This window comes from Gordonia jacobaea (assembly GCF_965344965.1).
Classification (GTDB): domain Bacteria; phylum Actinomycetota; class Actinomycetes; order Mycobacteriales; family Mycobacteriaceae; genus Gordonia; species Gordonia jacobaea.
The window spans coordinates 240,640-257,338 of sequence record NZ_CBDRLS010000001.1; the positions used below are offsets into that span (position 1 = coordinate 240,640).

The 16,699-nt window shown below is 65.6% G+C and carries 15 protein-coding genes, 1 pseudogene and 1 riboswitch; of the genes and pseudogenes, 6 read left to right on the forward strand and 10 right to left on the reverse strand.

Translation table 11 applies throughout. The features are described from left to right. Positions 1–124 precede the first annotated feature (124 nt). The 3 genes from ACRVY7_RS01065 to ACRVY7_RS01075 all read right to left on the reverse strand — a co-directional run bounded on the left by ACRVY7_RS01065 (position 125) and on the right by ACRVY7_RS01075 (position 3,644). Positions 125–997 (reverse strand): acyl-ACP desaturase, encoded by an 873-nt coding sequence (locus tag ACRVY7_RS01065; RefSeq protein ID WP_049699652.1) that lies wholly within the window; start codon positions 995–997, stop codon positions 125–127. A gap of 75 nt (positions 998–1,072) precedes the next feature. Beyond that, entirely contained in the window at positions 1,073–2,350 is a 1,278-nt protein-coding gene (gene glyA / locus ACRVY7_RS01070; RefSeq protein ID WP_049699822.1) for a serine hydroxymethyltransferase, read from the reverse strand. A gap of 55 nt (positions 2,351–2,405) precedes the next feature. Then, positions 2,406–3,644, reverse strand: coding sequence for a DUF885 domain-containing protein (locus ACRVY7_RS01075; protein ID WP_431815679.1), 1,239 nt, complete (start codon positions 3,642–3,644; stop codon positions 2,406–2,408). A gap of 98 nt (positions 3,645–3,742) precedes the next feature. Between ACRVY7_RS01075 and coaA the strand changes: the two genes are divergently transcribed. After that, positions 3,743–4,684 (forward strand): type I pantothenate kinase, encoded by a 942-nt coding sequence (gene coaA, locus ACRVY7_RS01080; RefSeq protein ID WP_049699823.1) that lies wholly within the window; start codon positions 3,743–3,745, stop codon positions 4,682–4,684. A 125-nt stretch (positions 4,685–4,809) separates the two neighbouring features. Here coaA and ACRVY7_RS01085 read toward each other — a convergent pair whose 3' ends face one another. Both ACRVY7_RS01085 and ACRVY7_RS01090 read right to left on the reverse strand, forming a co-directional pair. After that, positions 4,810–5,289, reverse strand: a complete 480-nt coding sequence (locus ACRVY7_RS01085; RefSeq protein WP_431815680.1) for a carboxymuconolactone decarboxylase family protein — start codon at positions 5,287–5,289, stop codon at positions 4,810–4,812. Further along, the gene (locus ACRVY7_RS01090; RefSeq protein ID WP_431815681.1) at positions 5,286–6,059 is read right to left on the reverse strand and encodes an SDR family oxidoreductase; all 774 of its coding nucleotides are present in this window, start codon (positions 6,057–6,059) and stop codon (positions 5,286–5,288) included. Before ACRVY7_RS01090 ends, ACRVY7_RS01085 begins: the two co-directional genes overlap by 4 nt. A 124-nt stretch (positions 6,060–6,183) precedes the next feature. Here ACRVY7_RS01090 and pdxR point away from each other — a divergent pair, with 124 nt between their 5' ends. Continuing rightward, complete coding sequence (pdxR, locus tag ACRVY7_RS01095) at positions 6,184–7,689, forward strand: MocR-like pyridoxine biosynthesis transcription factor PdxR (RefSeq protein WP_431815682.1); 1,506 nt, start codon at positions 6,184–6,186, stop codon at positions 7,687–7,689. On the opposite strand, the gene ACRVY7_RS01100 is transcribed toward pdxR, so the two are convergent. Together ACRVY7_RS01100 and ACRVY7_RS01105 are read right to left on the reverse strand one after the other, a co-directional pair. Further along, positions 7,656–8,438, reverse strand: coding sequence for an isoprenyl transferase (locus ACRVY7_RS01100; RefSeq protein ID WP_049699655.1), 783 nt, complete (start codon positions 8,436–8,438; stop codon positions 7,656–7,658). The genes pdxR and ACRVY7_RS01100 overlap by 34 nt on opposite strands. A 40-nt stretch (positions 8,439–8,478) precedes the next feature. Continuing rightward, a complete protein-coding gene (locus ACRVY7_RS01105) occupies positions 8,479–9,558 on the reverse strand; it encodes an ABC-2 transporter permease (RefSeq protein ID WP_431815683.1) in 1,080 nt (359 codons plus the stop codon). Positions 9,559–9,645: 87 nt separating this feature from the next. Here ACRVY7_RS01105 and ACRVY7_RS01110 point away from each other — a divergent pair, with 87 nt between their 5' ends. Genes ACRVY7_RS01110 through trhA form a run of 3 tightly spaced genes read left to right on the forward strand, consistent with a single transcriptional unit; the run spans position 9,646 to position 11,799 of the window. After that, positions 9,646–10,086: a MarR family winged helix-turn-helix transcriptional regulator gene (locus ACRVY7_RS01110; protein ID WP_049699657.1), complete on the forward strand. Its 441-nt coding sequence runs from the start codon at positions 9,646–9,648 to the stop codon at positions 10,084–10,086. After that, a complete protein-coding gene (locus tag ACRVY7_RS01115; protein ID WP_431815684.1) occupies positions 10,083–11,093 on the forward strand; it encodes a TIGR03617 family F420-dependent LLM class oxidoreductase in 1,011 nt (336 codons plus the stop codon). The genes ACRVY7_RS01110 and ACRVY7_RS01115 overlap by 4 nt, the downstream gene beginning before the upstream one ends. 37 nt (positions 11,094–11,130) lie before the next feature. After that, positions 11,131–11,799 (forward strand): PAQR family membrane homeostasis protein TrhA, encoded by a 669-nt coding sequence (gene trhA / locus ACRVY7_RS01120; protein WP_064869574.1) that lies wholly within the window; start codon positions 11,131–11,133, stop codon positions 11,797–11,799. Positions 11,800–11,839: 40 nt separating this feature from the next. On the opposite strand, the gene ACRVY7_RS01125 is transcribed toward trhA, so the two are convergent. The 3 genes from ACRVY7_RS01125 to ACRVY7_RS01135 are packed head-to-tail and all read right to left on the reverse strand — an operon-like array spanning position 11,840 to position 14,732. Next, positions 11,840–12,877, reverse strand: coding sequence for an ABC transporter substrate-binding protein (locus ACRVY7_RS01125; protein ID WP_431815685.1), 1,038 nt, complete (start codon positions 12,875–12,877; stop codon positions 11,840–11,842). Further along, positions 12,874–13,674, reverse strand: a complete 801-nt coding sequence (locus tag ACRVY7_RS01130) for an ABC transporter ATP-binding protein (protein WP_431815686.1) — start codon at positions 13,672–13,674, stop codon at positions 12,874–12,876. Before ACRVY7_RS01130 ends, ACRVY7_RS01125 begins: the two co-directional genes overlap by 4 nt. Continuing rightward, positions 13,671–14,732 carry a FecCD family ABC transporter permease gene (locus tag ACRVY7_RS01135; RefSeq protein ID WP_431815687.1) on the reverse strand — a complete coding sequence of 354 codons (1,062 nt, stop codon included), beginning with the start codon at positions 14,730–14,732 and terminating at the stop codon, positions 13,671–13,673. Before ACRVY7_RS01135 ends, ACRVY7_RS01130 begins: the two co-directional genes overlap by 4 nt. Before the next feature lie 116 nt (positions 14,733–14,848). Beyond that, positions 14,849–15,057, reverse strand: a riboswitch (cobalamin riboswitch). Positions 15,058–15,172: 115 nt separating this feature from the next. On the opposite strand from ACRVY7_RS01135, the pseudogene ACRVY7_RS01140 reads away from it, so the two are divergent. Then, positions 15,173–16,669: pseudogene (locus ACRVY7_RS01140) on the forward strand (alkaline phosphatase D family protein); the annotation flags it as partial. Positions 16,670–16,699 lie beyond the last annotated feature (30 nt).

The window sequence follows — 16,699 nt, forward strand, 5'->3', positions numbered from 1 at the left end:
TTCCGGCGCGCCGTAACCGGGTGTGTCTACGTGAAATATGCGTAAACGGACGTATCGTCGAACCACGACGCGCAGAAGCGATGCCGTGGTGACGATACGCCCGTCAGCAGGGAAAATGCGTCGGTCAGCGACCGGCGCGAGCGAGGATTCTGGCTTTGGCCGCTGCGGCCTCGTCGTTCAGACCGTCGACACTTTCGAGCTTCAACTGATCGACGATCGACGCCGCGATCGCGTCGATCGTGCTCTCGTCCTGGTAGTCGGCGATCAAGGCGCGCTGCTCGTCGAAGTCGACGACGTCGAATCCGATCGGTTCGTCAAGTCCGCGTGCGAGCGCCTTGTCGAGCGCGATCACGGCCGTGTCCTGGTCGGCGACGAGTCCCGCGCCGAGAAGGTTGACGAAGGTGCGCGACGACACCTCGTCGTCGCCTGCGACCTTGTGCAGGATCTGCCCGAGGATGTCGTCGGTGACCGACGCCTGCATCTTGCCGATGAACTTCACGCTCTGCGCCTCGTGCACCGCCATGAGTGCCAGGACGTCGAGTGGCTTGAGTTCGTCGACCTGCGCCTCGTTCTGCCGGTAACCGGCGGTGACGTGGACTCGACGACGCTCCTCGGCGTCGACCGGGTCGATCGCGCGCCGGACCACCAGGTAGTCGCGCAGGACCACCGCGTGGCGGTTGTCCTCGGCCGTCCACACGCCGACGAGCTGACGCCAGTCGGAGAACGCCGGGAAGTACTTGGCGAGGATGCGGTGGTACGACGGCAGGTTGTCCTTGGTGAGGAGCAACGCCAGCAGCGCGGCCGCGGTCTCGTCGGACAGCGTCTGCTGCGACGGGTCCCAGTCGTCTCCGCCCATGAAGGCGAAATTGCGACCGTCATCCCACGGCACGTACTCGTGCGGATTCCACGCAGCAGAAGCGAGCTGGTGATCCTCGGCCACCTCAGGGAGGGCCTTCTCCAGCGCGATGATCAGTTCGTCTTCGCTCAGTACGTTCACCGCGCCAAGGATACGGATGCGTAGGTGGCGATTTCAAACCGCCCCGACCATCTCGATGCTGGCCAGATGTCCAGGTCAGACCCGGCTCATCAGTCCCCACTGCTCGAGGCCGTCGTACAGCGGGAAGTCGAGTGCGAGACGCGAGACCCGGCCACGCAGCGCAGACACATCAGCATCGGGCCCTGCTGCGAGCGCGGTGGCGATGATGTCGGCGACCTCGCTGAACTGCTCGTCGCCGAAGCCGCGGGTCGCGAGTGCGGGGGTACCGATCCGCAGGCCGGAGGTAACCATCGGCGGGCGAGGATCGAACGGCACCGCATTGCGGTTGACCGTGATTCCGACCTCATGGAGGAGGTCTTCGGCCTGCTGACCGTCGAGCGTGCTGTTGCGCAGGTCGACCAGGACCAGATGCACGTCGGTGCCGCCGGTGAGTACCGAGACACCCGACTTCTCGACGTCGGAGCCGGTCAGCCGCTCGGCGAGGATCTTGGCGCCCGAGAGCGTCCGACGCTGCCGATCGGCGAACTCTTCGGTGCCGGCGATCTTGAGTGCGACGGCCTTGCCCGCGATGGCGTGCATGAGCGGTCCGCCCTGCTGCCCGGGGAACACCGCCGAGTTGAGCTTTTTGGCCCACTCCTGCTTGGCCAGGATGATGCCCGAGCGCGGGCCGCCGAGAGTCTTGTGCACCGTCGACGAGACGACGTCCGACGCAGGCACCGGGTTGGGATGCAGGCCGGCGGCGACGAGTCCGGCGAAATGCGCCATGTCGGTCCAGAGGTAGGCGCCGACCTCGTCGGCGATCGACCGGAAGGCGTCGAAGTCCAGGGTGCGCGGGTATGCCGACCAGCCGGCAACGATCACCTTGGGCTGCACGTCGAGGGCGATCTTGCGCACCTCGTCCATGTCGATGCGGAAGTCTTCTTTGCTGACGCCGTAGAAGTGGTTCTCGTAGAGCTTGCCCGAGAAGTTCAGACGCATGCCGTGGGTGAGGTGACCGCCGTGCGCGAGGTCGAGGCCCAGGAGCCGCTCCCCCGGGTTCATCAGCGCCATGAGGACCGCGGCGTTGGCCTGCGCACCCGAATGCGGCTGAACGTTGGCGAAGTCGGCTCCGAAGAGTTCCTTCGCGCGGTTGCGCGCGATGTCCTCGACGACGTCGACGTACTCGCAGCCACCGTAGTAGCGGCGGCCCGGATATCCCTCGGCGTACTTGTTGGTCAGGACGCTGCCCTGTGCCTGCAACACGGCACGCGGAACGAAGTTTTCCGAGGCGATCATCTCGAGTGTGTCGCGCTGGCGGCTCAGTTCGCCGTTCATCGCGGCCGCCACGTCGGGATCGACCTCAGCCAGGGACATCGAGTTCAGGCTCGCGGTGTTCGCGGAGATGGGATTCTCGCTCATGGCGACCAGTCTATTGGCCCAGTTCGGCACGCAGCAGAGCTGGGGTCAGGGGTTCGTCGAGAAGGCGTCCGAATCGCGCGAGACGCGCATCCTGCGGCACCTCCTCGAGCCAGTCCCCCAGGAGCCGATACCCCTCGACATAGGTCGAGATGTACGCGCGCCACAACGGCGAGGTCAGGAACCGCAGCATCTGTCGCGCCCGCTCCGACGGCGCGAGCAGCCACCGTTGCAGAAAGCCGGCGACGACGTCGGCGTCGAGGTGCGCATCGTGCAGCATGAGCGCGGCGTCCTGGCGCACGGTCAGCAGACCCGACGACGCCGCGCCGACCCGCGCAGCGCGCTCGCCGTCGAATCGCAGTCCGAGGTCGGCGTAGATCTCCTGCGCCCAGAGTCCCCAGTTGTCGCCGATGGCCGCGTGCAGCGCGTGGTCGGCAAGCCCCTCGGCCATCAGGCACTGCGGCGTGTTGACCAGGAAGATGGTCTGCTCGGTCTGCCCACCGCCGACGAGGATCTGTTCTTTTCTGCAGTGCTCGGTGTGGTGACCGGGGTACGCCTCGTGTGCGATGAGATGCGGCAGCGACGACATGTACTGCGTGAGATCGGCATTGATGGCCACCCGCGACCGATAGTTGCCGAGGTAATAGTTGAAGCCCGACCACGGCTTGTCGGTCACAACCTCGAATTCGACGATCTCGTTGTCCGCCAACGGGAAAACGTCGCGAACCCTTTCCCGCAGTGCACCGCTGAAGGCACGCACGCATTCGTCGACGCGCTCGGGTGGGATCTCGTCGGCGCGACGATACGTCGCATAGGCGTCGCTGAGCGCGGGCCCGGTAGCGTCGGGCACTCCGAGCGCAGAAGCCAACTCGCCGTGCGCCTTTCGATAGTCGTCGGTGTCGGCGGGCGCGATGTCGACGTCGAAGTAGGCACGCACCTCGTCGACGAATCCGATGGACTCGCCGGCGAATTTGCGTGCAGAACATTCCAGTGCGCGCAGGTGCGCGTCGACGAACGCTGCCCGATCGGGGGTGAGACCGGCGGGGAGTTCGGATCGCAGACCGCGCGCACGGTCGGCCAGCGCGGCGGGTTCGGGCGCCGGCCCGCCCGCTACCTCGGCGCGCAGTGCCGGGTCGCCGGTGTACGCGTCGACGAACCCCTCTTCGAGGCGGTCGAAGGCGAGGCCGAGCCGCAAATAGTCGGTGACCAGATCCGTATCCGGGGTTGCCGAACCGCCGTACGCCGTTGCCATGGTGGAAGGCTACCGACAGGGGCGTCGACGCGTCCTTCTAAGCTGTAGGCCATGACGACGAGGTGCGACTCGCGATCGCCGATGGGACGAGCCCGCTGATGGCGCGCGACACCACCGGCCGCGATCCCAGTCTTTATCTGGAACTCGATCGCAAGCAATGGCGTGACCTGCGTGAATCCATGCCGATGGTGCTCAACGAGAACGAGCTCGACCAGCTTGTGGGTATGGGCGAGAACGTCGACCTCCAAGAAGTCGCCGAGGTTTATCTCCCGCTGTCGCGACTCATCCACCTGCAGGTCGCGGCCAGGCAGCGGTTGTTCGCGGCGACGTCGACCTTCCTCGGCGACCGGCAGACCACCAAGCAGGTTCCGTTCGTGATCGGGATCGCGGGCAGCGTCGCAGTCGGAAAGTCGACGACCGCCCGCATCATGGCAGCTCTGCTTGCCCGCTGGGAGTCGCATCCGAAGGTCGATCTCGTCACCACCGACGGCTTCCTCCTGCCCACACGTGAACTCGAACGTCGGGGCATCATGCACCGCAAGGGATTTCCCGAATCCTACGACCGCAGAGGCCTGCTCCGGTTCGTCACCGAGGTCAAGTCGGGTGCGCGCGAGGTGACCGCACCGGTCTACTCACACCTCACCTACGACATCGTCCCCGACGTGATGCACTACGTGCACCAGCCCGACATTCTGATTCTCGAAGGCCTGAACGTGCTGCAAACAGGTCCGACGCTGATGGTGTCGGACCTGTTCGATTTCTCCATTTACGTCGACGCCAAGACCGCCGACATCGAGAACTGGTACATCTCGCGATTCCTGCAGATGCGGTCGACGTCGTTCGCCGACCCCAACTCGCACTTCCACCACTACTCGTCGCTGACCGACGACCAGGCGCGCGCCGCCGCCCGCGACATCTGGACGTCGATCAACCTGCCCAATCTGCGGGAGAACATCCTCCCCACCCGCCCGCGCGCAACTCTGGTGCTGCGCAAGGACTCCGACCACTCGATCAACCGGGTCCGGCTGCGCAAGTTGTGAGTTCGCGGCTGCGCAAGTTGTAAGTGCCTGCGCCCGCGCGAAGATGTGTGTCGAATCGAAAGAAGTGGGTACTGCAGCACCCACATCCTTACGTTCGACACACATTCAGCCCCGGGTCGGCGGCGCTATTTACGCTCGTCGGTCTCGTACGGGTATTTCGACGTGATGGCGACACGGTTCCACGCGTTGATCATCACGATCGACGCGACGACCTGGCCGAGCTCCACCTCGTCGAACACCGCCCGTGCACGCTCGAACGCGTCGTCGGGAACTCCCTCTTCGCCGATTCTGGTCACGTATTCGGTCAGTTCGAGGGCTGATCGCTGCCGCTCGTCGAAATGGTTGAAGGCCTCGTGCCAGACCGGGATCAGACCGATGACCATGGGGTCGATTCCCATCGCGAGCGCATCGGCAACATGCATGCGCAGGCAGTAGGCACACCCGTTGAGCTGTGATGCGCGGATCTTGATGAGCTCGATCAGCTCGGGCTCGAGACCCTCCGACGACGCAAGCTGCAACGCGATGAGCGCCTTGTAGACGTTCGGATTCTGCTCGAGCATCGAGAGCCTGCGCGTGGTGGCGGTTTCTTGTGCTGTGGTGGTCATCGGTTGACCCTTTCTGTAGTGGGTGGTGTTGTTTCGAGCCACTCGTCGAATGTGGTCGAGGTCTTGTCGAATGCCCCGCGCGGCATGAGTCCGCCGTCGCGAAATGCTTTCCCGCCGAACGGGACTGCCACAACCCATCGTGGTGATCCGTCACGCCGAGCAACCGCGCGCGCAAGATCGACGAGATCGTGCTGCCCGGGTCCTGCGATCTGCCGGTCCGATGGGTCGTAGGACAGAACAGCGTCTGCGATCAGTCCTGCGGCGTCGACGGCGGCCAGTGGGCGGCACACCATGCGCGGAGCCATGGCGATCGGACCGAGTCGTGCGCGGCTGAGCATCTGACCGGCCAGTTCGTACCACTGGGCCGATCGGATGATCTGCAGATGCCCGGCGTCGACGTTGTCGGCGTAGGTCTGCTCCTGCGCAGCTTTCCCTTGGTAATAGCCGAATTTCGCGTTCACCGCCGGATCTGCGGCATTGATGATCGACACGCACACGACTCGTTGCGCACCCGCCGCTGCGGCCGCTGCGGCGATGGTGCGCGCAACCGTCGAGAAGAAGTCGACGGCTTTCGAACCGCGCGTCGTCATCACGTTGGTGCAGTCGATCACCGTGTCGGCACCCGCGCACGCCTCCCGCACGCCGGTTCCCGCATACGCGTCTACTCCCGACGACCGTTGCGCGCGAACCACTTTCTCGCCTCGCCGTTCGAGATCGTCGGCGAGAAGCGCACCGATCTCACCGCTCGCTCCGAACACCACCGTCGTCATCGGCTCCACTTCCTCCCGGATCGTCTGCCTTCTCGGAACGCAACACCGTCAACGCTAGTGGCAGATTGATCCAGAAATGAGGTTCAATCGAGACATATTCTTGTGCGTCAATCCAGGAGATGTGATGACAGGTGATCGATGGTTTGCGCTCGCCGAGCGACTCGGGACCGACCTCTATCTCGATCTGCAGCCCGATCCGAACGCACCCACTCGAGGCCGTAGCGCGCAACTACGCTCGCGGCTCGCCGACGAATTGCGCAGCGCCATCGCGGATGGTCGCCTCACACCCGGCATGCGCCTGCCTCCCTACCGATCGCTCGCGGCCGACCTCGGCCTCGCTCGCGGGACCGTCTCCTCGGTGTATTCCGAACTGATCGCAGAAGGTTGGCTGACCGCGCGGCAGGGCGCGGGCACCACGGTCGCAGCGGGCACCACCGTCGCAACGGGTTTCGGGTCGCCGGGTTCTGCCGGCCTCCCACCCGCAACCGTCGTGTCCGCACCGCGCGTCGCACATGACTTCTCCCTCGGCCAGCCCAACACGTCGCAGTTCCCGCGCACCGCATGGACCAGGTCGATGCGGCGGGCGATCTCGACAGCCGACGACTCCGCGTTCGGTCCGACGCCGCCCAACGGCAGTGAACGCCTACGCGTCGCGCTCGCCGGCTACCTCGCCCGCGCACGTGGCGTTCGTGCTCATCCCGACCAGATCGTACTGACCACGTCGGTTCTGTCGGCGTTGAATCTTCTGGCACGCACTCTCTTTCGTGAATCCGTCGCGGCGGAGGCGTACGGCCTACCCTTCTTACGAGACCCGTTCACCCGGCGCGGTGCACTCGTGTCACCGATTCCGGTCGATCACGACGGCGCTGACGTGACAGCGCTGCCCGACCTTGCCGTCACACCCCAGGCCGTCCTGCTCACCCCAAGCCACCAGTCCCCGATCGGGGTGCCACTTGCTCCACAGCGTCGAGCGGCGGCCATCGAATGGGCAAGGGCGACAGACGCATTCCTGATCGAGGACGACTACGACGGCGAACTGCGCTACGACCGCGAGCCCGTAGGCGCGATGCAGGCACTCGCTCCCGATCAGATCATCTACACGGGATCGGTCAGCAAGAGTTTGTCCCCATCGATACGCATCGGTTGGCTGGTCCTGCCACCGGCGTTGGTCTCAACTGTGATGTGGGCCAAGGGAATGCGAGAAACAGACGCGAGCATCGTCGATCAGCTCGCATTGGCCGACATGATCGAAACCGGCTCGTACGACAAGCACATCCGAAGCAGTCGGCAGTTCTATCGACACCGCAGGCAGGCGCTGATCGAGCGACTGCACGCGCACAGGATCCCAACCATGGGTATTTCCGCCGGCCTGCACGCGGTGTTACCCGTTCCCGTCGACGTCGAGGCGTCGGTGCTCGCGGCAACCCACGAGCGGGGTTTCTCGCTCGGCGGGCTCGACGCCCTACGGCATCCGGACGCCCCGCGGCTTCACGACGCGCGTGGTGAGCCCACCGGAGGAATCCTCGTCGGCTTCGGCACGCCGCCGGTCTCGACATTCGACGCCGACGTCACCGCGCTCATCGATCTACTCGAAGATCACTTGCCGAATCGTCGACTACGTGCGGAGTAGTCACGCAGCGCACGCAGGAAGTCGACGCGACGGAATTCTGGCCAGTAGGCGTCGGTGAACCAGATCTCCGAATAGGCGCTCTGCCACAGCAGGAACCCGGACAGCCGCTGCTCCCCCGACGTCCTGATGACCAGATCGGGGTCGGGCTGTCCCTTGGTGTACAGGTTGCGGTCGATCGCCTCGACGGTGACGGCGTCGACGAGTTCGTCGACGGTCGCGCCGGCGTCGGCCTTCTCCACGAGCACCGCACGCACGGCGTCGGCGATCTCCTGTCGGCCCCCGTACCCGACGGCCACGTTGACGTTCATGCCAGACCTGTCGAGAGTCCGTTCGGCGGCGGCGCGCAGACGCTGCGCCGCGGCCTCGGGGAGCTGATCGAGGGTTCCGACGATGCGCACCCGCCAGTGCCCGTCCGGGGTGGCGATCTCGTCGACGATGTCGGGCACGATCTCCATCAGCGCGTCGAGTTCGTCAGAGGCGCGCTGCAGATTCTCGGTGGAGAGCAGATAGATGGTGACCGTCTCGATGCCCAGCTCGGCGCACCACTCGAGCATCTCGGCGATGCGCTGTGCGCCCACCCGATGCCCGTGACTGACGTCTTCGAAGCCCGCCTCGCGAGCCCATCGTCGATTGCCGTCGCAGATGATCGCCACGTGCTGGGGCAATCGGTTCTCGTCCGTCAACTGGATCAGCCGCCGCTCGTACACGGAGAGCATCGGCCGACGCAGACGATCGGGTAGGAGTTTCATCGCGAACCAGATTAGACCTCACCTGTAAGGGCACACTGAATCAGGCCACGACATCCTCGGCGAGTTCTTCGGTCTCCTCGTCGGTGAGCTGGTCACGCTCGTGACGCCCGGCAGCGGCAGGACTCGCGTCCACCGTGCCTTCTACGACGTTCCGATGGTCCCGCAGGGCAACGATCCCGACGAGCGCAGCGCCGACGACCAGCCAGCCGATGATCTTGCCGATGTCGCCCGCACTGGACACCTCGGGGAAGTAGGCAAGGTTGCGCGACGCCTCGTTCAGGCCTGCGCCGATCCAGAAATCGTGCAGGACGGCGAAGAACTTCGGTTGCAGCGCAGGCGCGAACACGCCGCCGCTGGTCGTGAAGTTCAACCCGACGAAGATCGTGACCATCGCCAGCGTCGTGAATCGACCGATGAACGGGTGCAGTCCGATCGCGAACAGCATGGTCGCCAGCGCGTAGAGGATCGACAGCCCGAAGATCTGCCACTGCGCACCCGGCAGCGCGTCGAACACCCACACGGCAATCGCCGTGGTCACCGCGGCAGAGATCACCGAGCACACCGCAGCAAACCCGAGACGCACGCGAATCCTGCGCCCGCCCGCGGCGACGGCGATCGCGATTCCGCATCCGTACGAGCCGACGGTGAGGGCCACCAGAAAGAAGAAGATGCTCTGCCCGGACGGATCGCGCTGCGGATCGGCCTGCACGACGTCGACGATCTTCAATGGTTGGTCCTTGGCGATCGTGATGCCGTTGAAGATCCGTTCGACCGTCACCGCTGTGGGATCCGACGCCGCCGTCGACACATAGAGGACAGGCGTGTCGGCCTTCGGTTCGAAGGCCGCCGCGATCTCTCGGTGCTCGATGGCCTCGCGCGCCTCATCGGCAGTGGCGACGGTCCGGATCGAAACGTGGTCGCCGAGTTGTTGCTGCAGAGTCTGTGCGGCCACCTGAGTCGAGGTACTGGCACCGACCACATCGATACGCAGATCGTGCGGATCAGGCTTATGGAATCCCCCGAGATAGGCGAGTGCCATGACGGCACCGATCACGAGCGGAACGGCGACATGCGACGCGATGGTCTTGATCGACAACGCATGGGTGGGAGCAGCGGACATCGATTACCTTCTGGGCTAGTCGAGAACATAGATCGTTCACCAGGAACGGTTGCAGAATGCAACTTGGATAGGTTGTAATATACAACTATGGCTTCACCCGAGCAACCCGATGCCGCCGAAGTCGTCGGGCAGGAATTGGTCACGCTGTCGCGACGCCTGCGCAACGGCGCCCGAGACATCTACGCCGAGGGCGGCCTGACCTTTGTCGAGTTCTCCCTCCTCGCCTTGATCTCGGACAACCCGGGCATCAACGCGGCGTCGCTGGCTCGGGCGGCCAACATCGACAAGTCGACGGCCAGCCGCCAGCTCGGCGAACTCCGTCGCCGCGGTCTGCTGCGCCGCACGCAGGACGCGACGTCGTCGAGGTCGCAGTCGTTGGAGGTGACCCAGGAGGCTCTCGACACCCTGGGCGAGATTCGACGACGCAGTGGCGACGCCATCGCGCGCAGGCTCGACGCGTGGACGCAGGACGATCTCGAACTGTTCGCGACGCTGTTGCGCCGCTACAACGACGCCGACGCGACATGACCCCGATAGCGGTGACAACCGCCCTGTTCGAGCCGACGGGCGCGGCACAGCGTGCCACCGACCTCGCCCGCGCGGGTGTATCGGGGGTGTTCACCTTCGAGGGTCCGCACGATGTGTTCACGCCGCTCGTCGTGGCGGCGTCGGTGCCGGACCTGACCCTGCTGACCAACGTCGCAATCGCCTTCCCGCGCAACCCGATTCACCTCGCACACGCGGCCAACGATCTTCAGTTGCTCTCCGGCGGCAGATTTCGACTCGGCCTGGGAACGCAGATACGCCCGCAGATCGAGAAACGGTTCGGCGCTGACTTCGACGACCCGGTTGGCCGCATGGCCGACAAGGTCGGCGCCATCAACGCCATCTTCGATGCGTGGGAGACCGGGGCCCCGCTGCGCTACGAAGGGGCCTATCACCGTCACACCTTGATGACGCCCACCTTCAACCCCGGCCCCAACCCATTCGGCCGGCCGCCGGTGTTCGTCGGCGCACTCGGGCCGTTGATGACCCGCGCCGCGGCAAAGCACGCCGACGGATTGTTGGTGATGCCGTTTTCCACCGCCGACTTTCTGGCGTCGACAACCGTCCCGAACATTCGACGCGGTCTCGCCGCACGCGATCACGGCCGCGGCTTCACCGTGATCCCCGAGGTGATCGTGTCGGTGGGCACCGACCACACCGCCGCTCGACGACTCCTCGCCTTCTACGGCTCGACGCCCGCCTATCGGCCCGTCCTCGCCGCGCACGGCGCAGAGCATCTGCAGCCCGAACTCAATGCGTTGTCGAAGCAGGGGCGGTGGGCTGAGATGGCCGACCTCGTCGACGACGAGCTACTGCACACGATTGCCGCTGTCGGTAGTCCCGCAGACGTCGCCCAGCAGATCCGCGGCCGTGTCGGCGCGTTCGACGAGTTGCGCGATCTCGACGTCCGCGTCGACGAGGTGTGCATCTATCAGCCGACACCTATCGACGTCGACCAGCTCGCGGCGGTCATCGCCGCCCTCGGCTGACAGCATTCTCACACGAAGTTACGGTACCGTAGCTTACGTGAACTCAGCCCTGGTGACCGCCGTCGCCGACCGTCCTCGCCTCCGCGGCGTCATTCATCAGTGGTCGGCCTACGTCGCAGTGGTCGCGGGCATCGCTCTGGTCATCGGCGCAGGCTGGCTGCGTGGACCGGGAGCGGCGGTCGCCTGTGCCGTCTACGCGGCAACCGTCGTGGGTCTGTTCGCCACCTCGGCGTCGTATCACCGGATCGCGTGGAAATCGCTGCGCGCACAGATACACATGAAACGTGCCGATCACTCGATGATTTTCGTGTTCATCGCGGGTACGTACACCCCGTTCTGCGTGATGGGCCTGCCGAGTCCGATGCGGTGGTGGGTGCTCGGCATCGTCTGGGTCGGCGCGGTCGCCGGAGTCGCACTCAAGATCGCGTGGCCCGGCGCGCCCCGCTGGCTCGGGGTCACGCTCTACATACTGCTCGGGTGGGTCATCATCGCCGTCGCCCCGACGCTGGTCGCACACGTGGGTTGGCTCGTACTGATCCTGCTCGCAGTGGGCGGCGTCTTCTACAGCGTCGGCGGAGTGCTCTACGCACTGCGCTGGCCCAATCCCTGGCCGACGACGTTCGGCCATCACGAGGTGTTCCACGTCTGCACAGCCATCGCCGCGCTACTGCACTACATTGCGGTCTGGCTGGTCGTCGCAGCCTGAGCGCACCCCACCTCCGAGCCACCTACTGCGGATGGCCTACTCAGAGCCCCTGCGATCGCAGGTACTCGGCAAGCGCCGTGATGGTCTGCGGGTTGCGCGGACCCTCGACGAGCGCCGCATAGGGAAACGAGATGTAGCGGCGCTCTCGCACTGCGGTCGTCTGCGCCATCAGCGGCTGCGACTCGAGTTGCCGGATCTTGGCCTCGACTGTGTTCTGCGGCCCTGCACCGTAATCGACGATGACGATGACCTGCGGATCACGCTGTGCCGCGGCCTCCCACGATGCCGACGTCCAGGAGTCATCGATATCGCCGAAGATGTTGCGTCCGCCGGCTTCGGCGATGATCTGATCCGGTGCGGCGTTCCGACCCGAGGTGAACGGCGTCGGATCGGCGCTGTCGAAGAGGAAGACTCGGGCCGCCGCGGAGGCGGCAGGCGCCCCGGCACGCGCTGCCTCGACCTGCGCGCGATACTCGGCGGTCAGCGTCTCGGCCCGACCACTCACGCCGAAGATCTGCCCGAGATTCGACAGATCCGCGTACAACGCGTCGAGGGGTCGCACGACACCGCGCTTGGTGGTCCCGGCCTGGCGACAGGCTTCGGTGAGCTGGTACGGCACGGCACCGGTCGAACGCACCCAGTCGGGGGTGACGCCGGTCGATTCCTTGAACCCGTAGTTCCAGCCGGCGAAGACGAAGTCGGGCCGCGCGGCGGCGATGATCTCCCGCGAGAACGCCGTGCCCAATGATGGTGTCTTCTCGAAATCCGCTCGCCACGGCGATGATTCGATGTCGCGCTCTTTGCCCTCGTACGTGGTGTAGCCGGCCATCCGGTCGCCCAACCCGAGCGCGAACATCAGCTCGGTGATCCCGGTGTCGTTGGTCACCGCACGATCGGGCACACCGCTCACCGACAGCGGCGCACCACAATTGGTGACCGTGACCTGTTCCCCTGCTGACTTGGGAGTCGACGACTCGACGTCGGCGCCGCAACCGGAGACCACTGTCATCGCGGCAAGCGCAGACACGACGAATGCGCGCGGTCTGCGAAGTGCTGTCCTGGTCATCGGTGCTGTCATGAGTGCTCTTCCTCGGAGATGGCTTGTGGGACTTGGTCGTCGAAGATGATCTGCGGAACGCCTGTGCGGGGATGGGTGACGACGTACGCACCAACGCCGTACCACTCGGCGATGTTCGCCGCGGTGAGTAGTTCGTCGGGTGGCCCGATGCACGCGATCGTCCCGTCGAGCACAACGGCGAGGGTGGTGCAGTACTGTGCGGCCATGTTGAGGTCGTGTAGCGCCGCGACGACGGTGACCCCGCGTCCGCGCGCCGCACCGAGGATGTCGAACTGATGGCGGATGTCGAGGTGATTGGTCGGCTCGTCGAGGATCAGCACGTCGGGCTCCTGCGCGAATGCGCGCGCAATGAGTACGCGTTGCGCCTCTCCGCCGGAGAGCGTGGTGAACACACGGTCGGCGAACATCCCGACGCCTGCTGTCGCCATGGCCGCCGCGCACACCTCGCGGGCGCGGGCACGGGCCGCCGCACCCAGTTCGCGGTGCGGTAGCCGTCCCGTCGCGACAACCTCTGCCGCGGTGAAATCGAAGTCGAGCGAGGCTGATTGGGTGAGAGCGGCGACTCGTCGGGCATTCTCCCGCATACTCACCGCACGCACGTCGTGGCCGTCGACTCGCACACTGCCGCTCGACGGAGCCAGCGCGCGGTACACGCATCGAAGCAGGGTCGACTTCCCGCTGCCGTTCGGGCCGATCACCCCCAGGAACTCTCCGGAGTCGACCATGAACGATGCGTCGCGGATGATGCTGGTGCCATCGATCTCGACCGCGACTCCGTCGTACTCGACAGCACTCATGAGTCGATCCGGGTACGTCGACGCTGCATCAGCCCGAGGAACACCGGCACACCCACGGCCGCCGTGATCGCACCGAGCGGAATCTCCTGCGGCGGAACGACAATGCGCGCCATCAGATCGGCGACGACAAGGAACAGCGCCCCGAGCACCGGCGCGACGAGAATGATCTTACGGTGATCCGCACCGACCACCATGCGGGTCACGTGCGGCACGATGAGACCGACGAATCCGATTGCGCCGCAGACAGAGACGATGAACCCGGTCATCAGCGCGGCGATGACGAAGAGCTCGAGCCGAAACCGCGACGCCCGTATGCCGAGCGACGCGGCGACCTCGTCGCCCATCGCCAGCGCATTGAGTTGTCGTGCTCTCGCCGCGACAACGCCTATCCCGATGACCACCACCACCGAGACCAACACGACCGAATGCCATGTTGCCGCAGCAAGACTCCCGAGCAGCCAGAACATGACACTCCGCGCGGCATCACCCACCGGACGCAAGAAGATGAGCACGGTGGTCAGCGCCGAGAATCCATATCCGAGAGCGGTTCCCGTCAACACGAGCCGCAGCGGTGTGAGACCTCCCCCACGCTGGGCGATTCCGAAGACGAGCAACGTCGCCAGCAGTGCGCCGAGGAATGCCGCGGTCGGCAACGCATAGAGACCGAGTCCCGAGAAGACTCCGAACAGCACTACCGCGGTGGCTCCGACCGACGCACCCGACGAGATCCCCAGCACGTAGGGATCGGCCAGCGGATTGCGCACCATCGCCTGCACGATCACACCGACGACCGCCAAGCCTGCCCCCACGAGCGCCCCCGTCAATACCCGTGGCACACGCGAGTCGACGACGATCCAGTACGACGCGGCGTCGACCAACGAGACCGATCCCCCGGTGATTGCCGCCCACACCATCCGCAGCGACACAGACCAGCCGATCCCCACGGTTCCGTACGCGACGCCGCACGCTGCTGCCACGACGAGCGCCACACCGCAGCCGATGGCCACGGACACGGGTCGCGTCCAGGTTGCCCGCGGGTTCGCACTGCGCGTCGACATGGCCCGCCCTCCTGATCAGCCCGGAGCGGGTACAGCAGATGTCGCCACGCGCGGTCGACGACGACCGCTGCGCGTTCAACACCGACCATGTCCCGCGAAGTCGATGGGACCGCCTGAGCCAGGCGGTCACGTCGGCAGGTCTTCGGACTTCGGACACGGCACGTGATGTGCCACCTATCGACGATCGCTTCCCGGGCCGCCGGCCCAGTGCTGTTGAACGCCTTCGTTTCCGTTACCGCTGCGGGGCAGCTCTGGATTCCCACCAGATTCCCTCTTGGCTCCCACCGACAATCTCGGCTGGAGAACCGACGCCGCTGAAGTCTAGCAACGGTCTCAAATCGGACATATGGCGCATGCGGTTTCACGAACTTCACCATCCCATCACCGCGAGGCCGACGGCGGGTAGGACGACGTCCATCCTCTCTTGGTCGGGTGGCGGCATGCCGAACATCTCACCTCGACCGTCACTGGCCGACCTCCGGATCGATCGGGACAAGACCCTGCACGCCGGCACCACCCGCCGACGCTTTCTCACCTGGGCGGGCGTCGCGGCCGGTATCGCAACCGTCCCCGCACTCTTCACGACCGACGCGGCGTCGGCTCCCCCGCCGCGTCGTGGCAGCGACCTGTTCACGCTCGGCGTCGCGTCGGGTGACCCCCTACCCGACGGCATAGTCCTGTGGACACGTCTAGCCGTCGATCCTCTCGCCCGTCGCGGAGGAATGGGCATGCTGCCGGTACCGGTCGAATGGGAGATCGCCGGCGACCCCGGCATGAGGAACGTCGTCGCGCGCGGCGTCGAACTGGCGACGCCGGAGAACGGGCACAGCGTGCACGCCGACGTGCGCGGTCTACGACCCGCCGCGGACTACTTCTACCGATTCCGCGCGGGCGGTTCCGTCTCGGCGATCGGGCGCACTCGTACCGCTCCGTCGTACGGAAGTCGCCTGAGCGCGTTGACCTTTGCATTCGCCTCGTGCCAATCGTGGGCCGACGGCAACTATCCCGCCTACGCCGACATGGCGGCACACGCACCGGATGTCGTCTTCCATCTCGGCGACTACATCTACGAAAAGCCCATCCCCGTCGACGGCGGCCGACGCAAGACCGCGGCAACACCCGCGTCGGCACACCGGGAATGCGCGACGCTCGACGACTACCGCGATCGGTATGCGCTCTACAAACTCGACCCCAACCTGCAGGCCGCGCACCGAGTAAGCCCGTTCATCACGATCTTCGACGACCACGAGGTCGACAACAACTGGGCCGCAAGGGTTCCCGAGGACGATCAACCCATCCCCGAATTCCTGGCCCGGCGAGCACAGGCGATGCGCGCGTGGTGGGAGAACACACCGGTGCGTGTCGCGCAGCGGCCCCGCCCCACACCGACGGCCGATCTCTACGATCTGCGTGCCTACCGCCGGTTCAGTTATGGCGACCTCGTCGAGTTCAACGTTCTCGACACCAGGACCTTCCGCAGCGATCAAGCCAACGGCGACAACGACACCGCGCAGAATGCCGCGACCGCCGACCCTCGACGCACCATCACCGGTGCCACACAGGAGAAGTGGCTGCTCGACGGGCTGGCCGCGAGCCGTGCCCGCTGGAACGTCCTAGCGCATCAGACCACCATCGCCGACCTCGCCCGCCGGAAGAACGGTGAGCGCGCGGTCAGCATGGACGGGTGGAGCGGTTACGAGGCCTCGCGCGCAAGGGTTCTCGACGGCGCTCGTGATCGCGGTGTGCGCAACCTGGTCTCGATCGTCGGCGATATCCACCGCAATGTGGTCTCCGAGTTGCGCTCCACGTATTCACGACCCTCGGCGACCGTCGGCGTCGAACTCGCGGGCACCTCCATCGCGTCCGGTGCAGACGGCGAGGACAGCGATGCCAGCGACAAACAACTCAAGGCCGCCTCACCCCACATCCGCTTCGGCAACGCTCAGCGGGGCTACGTCCTCAACAGA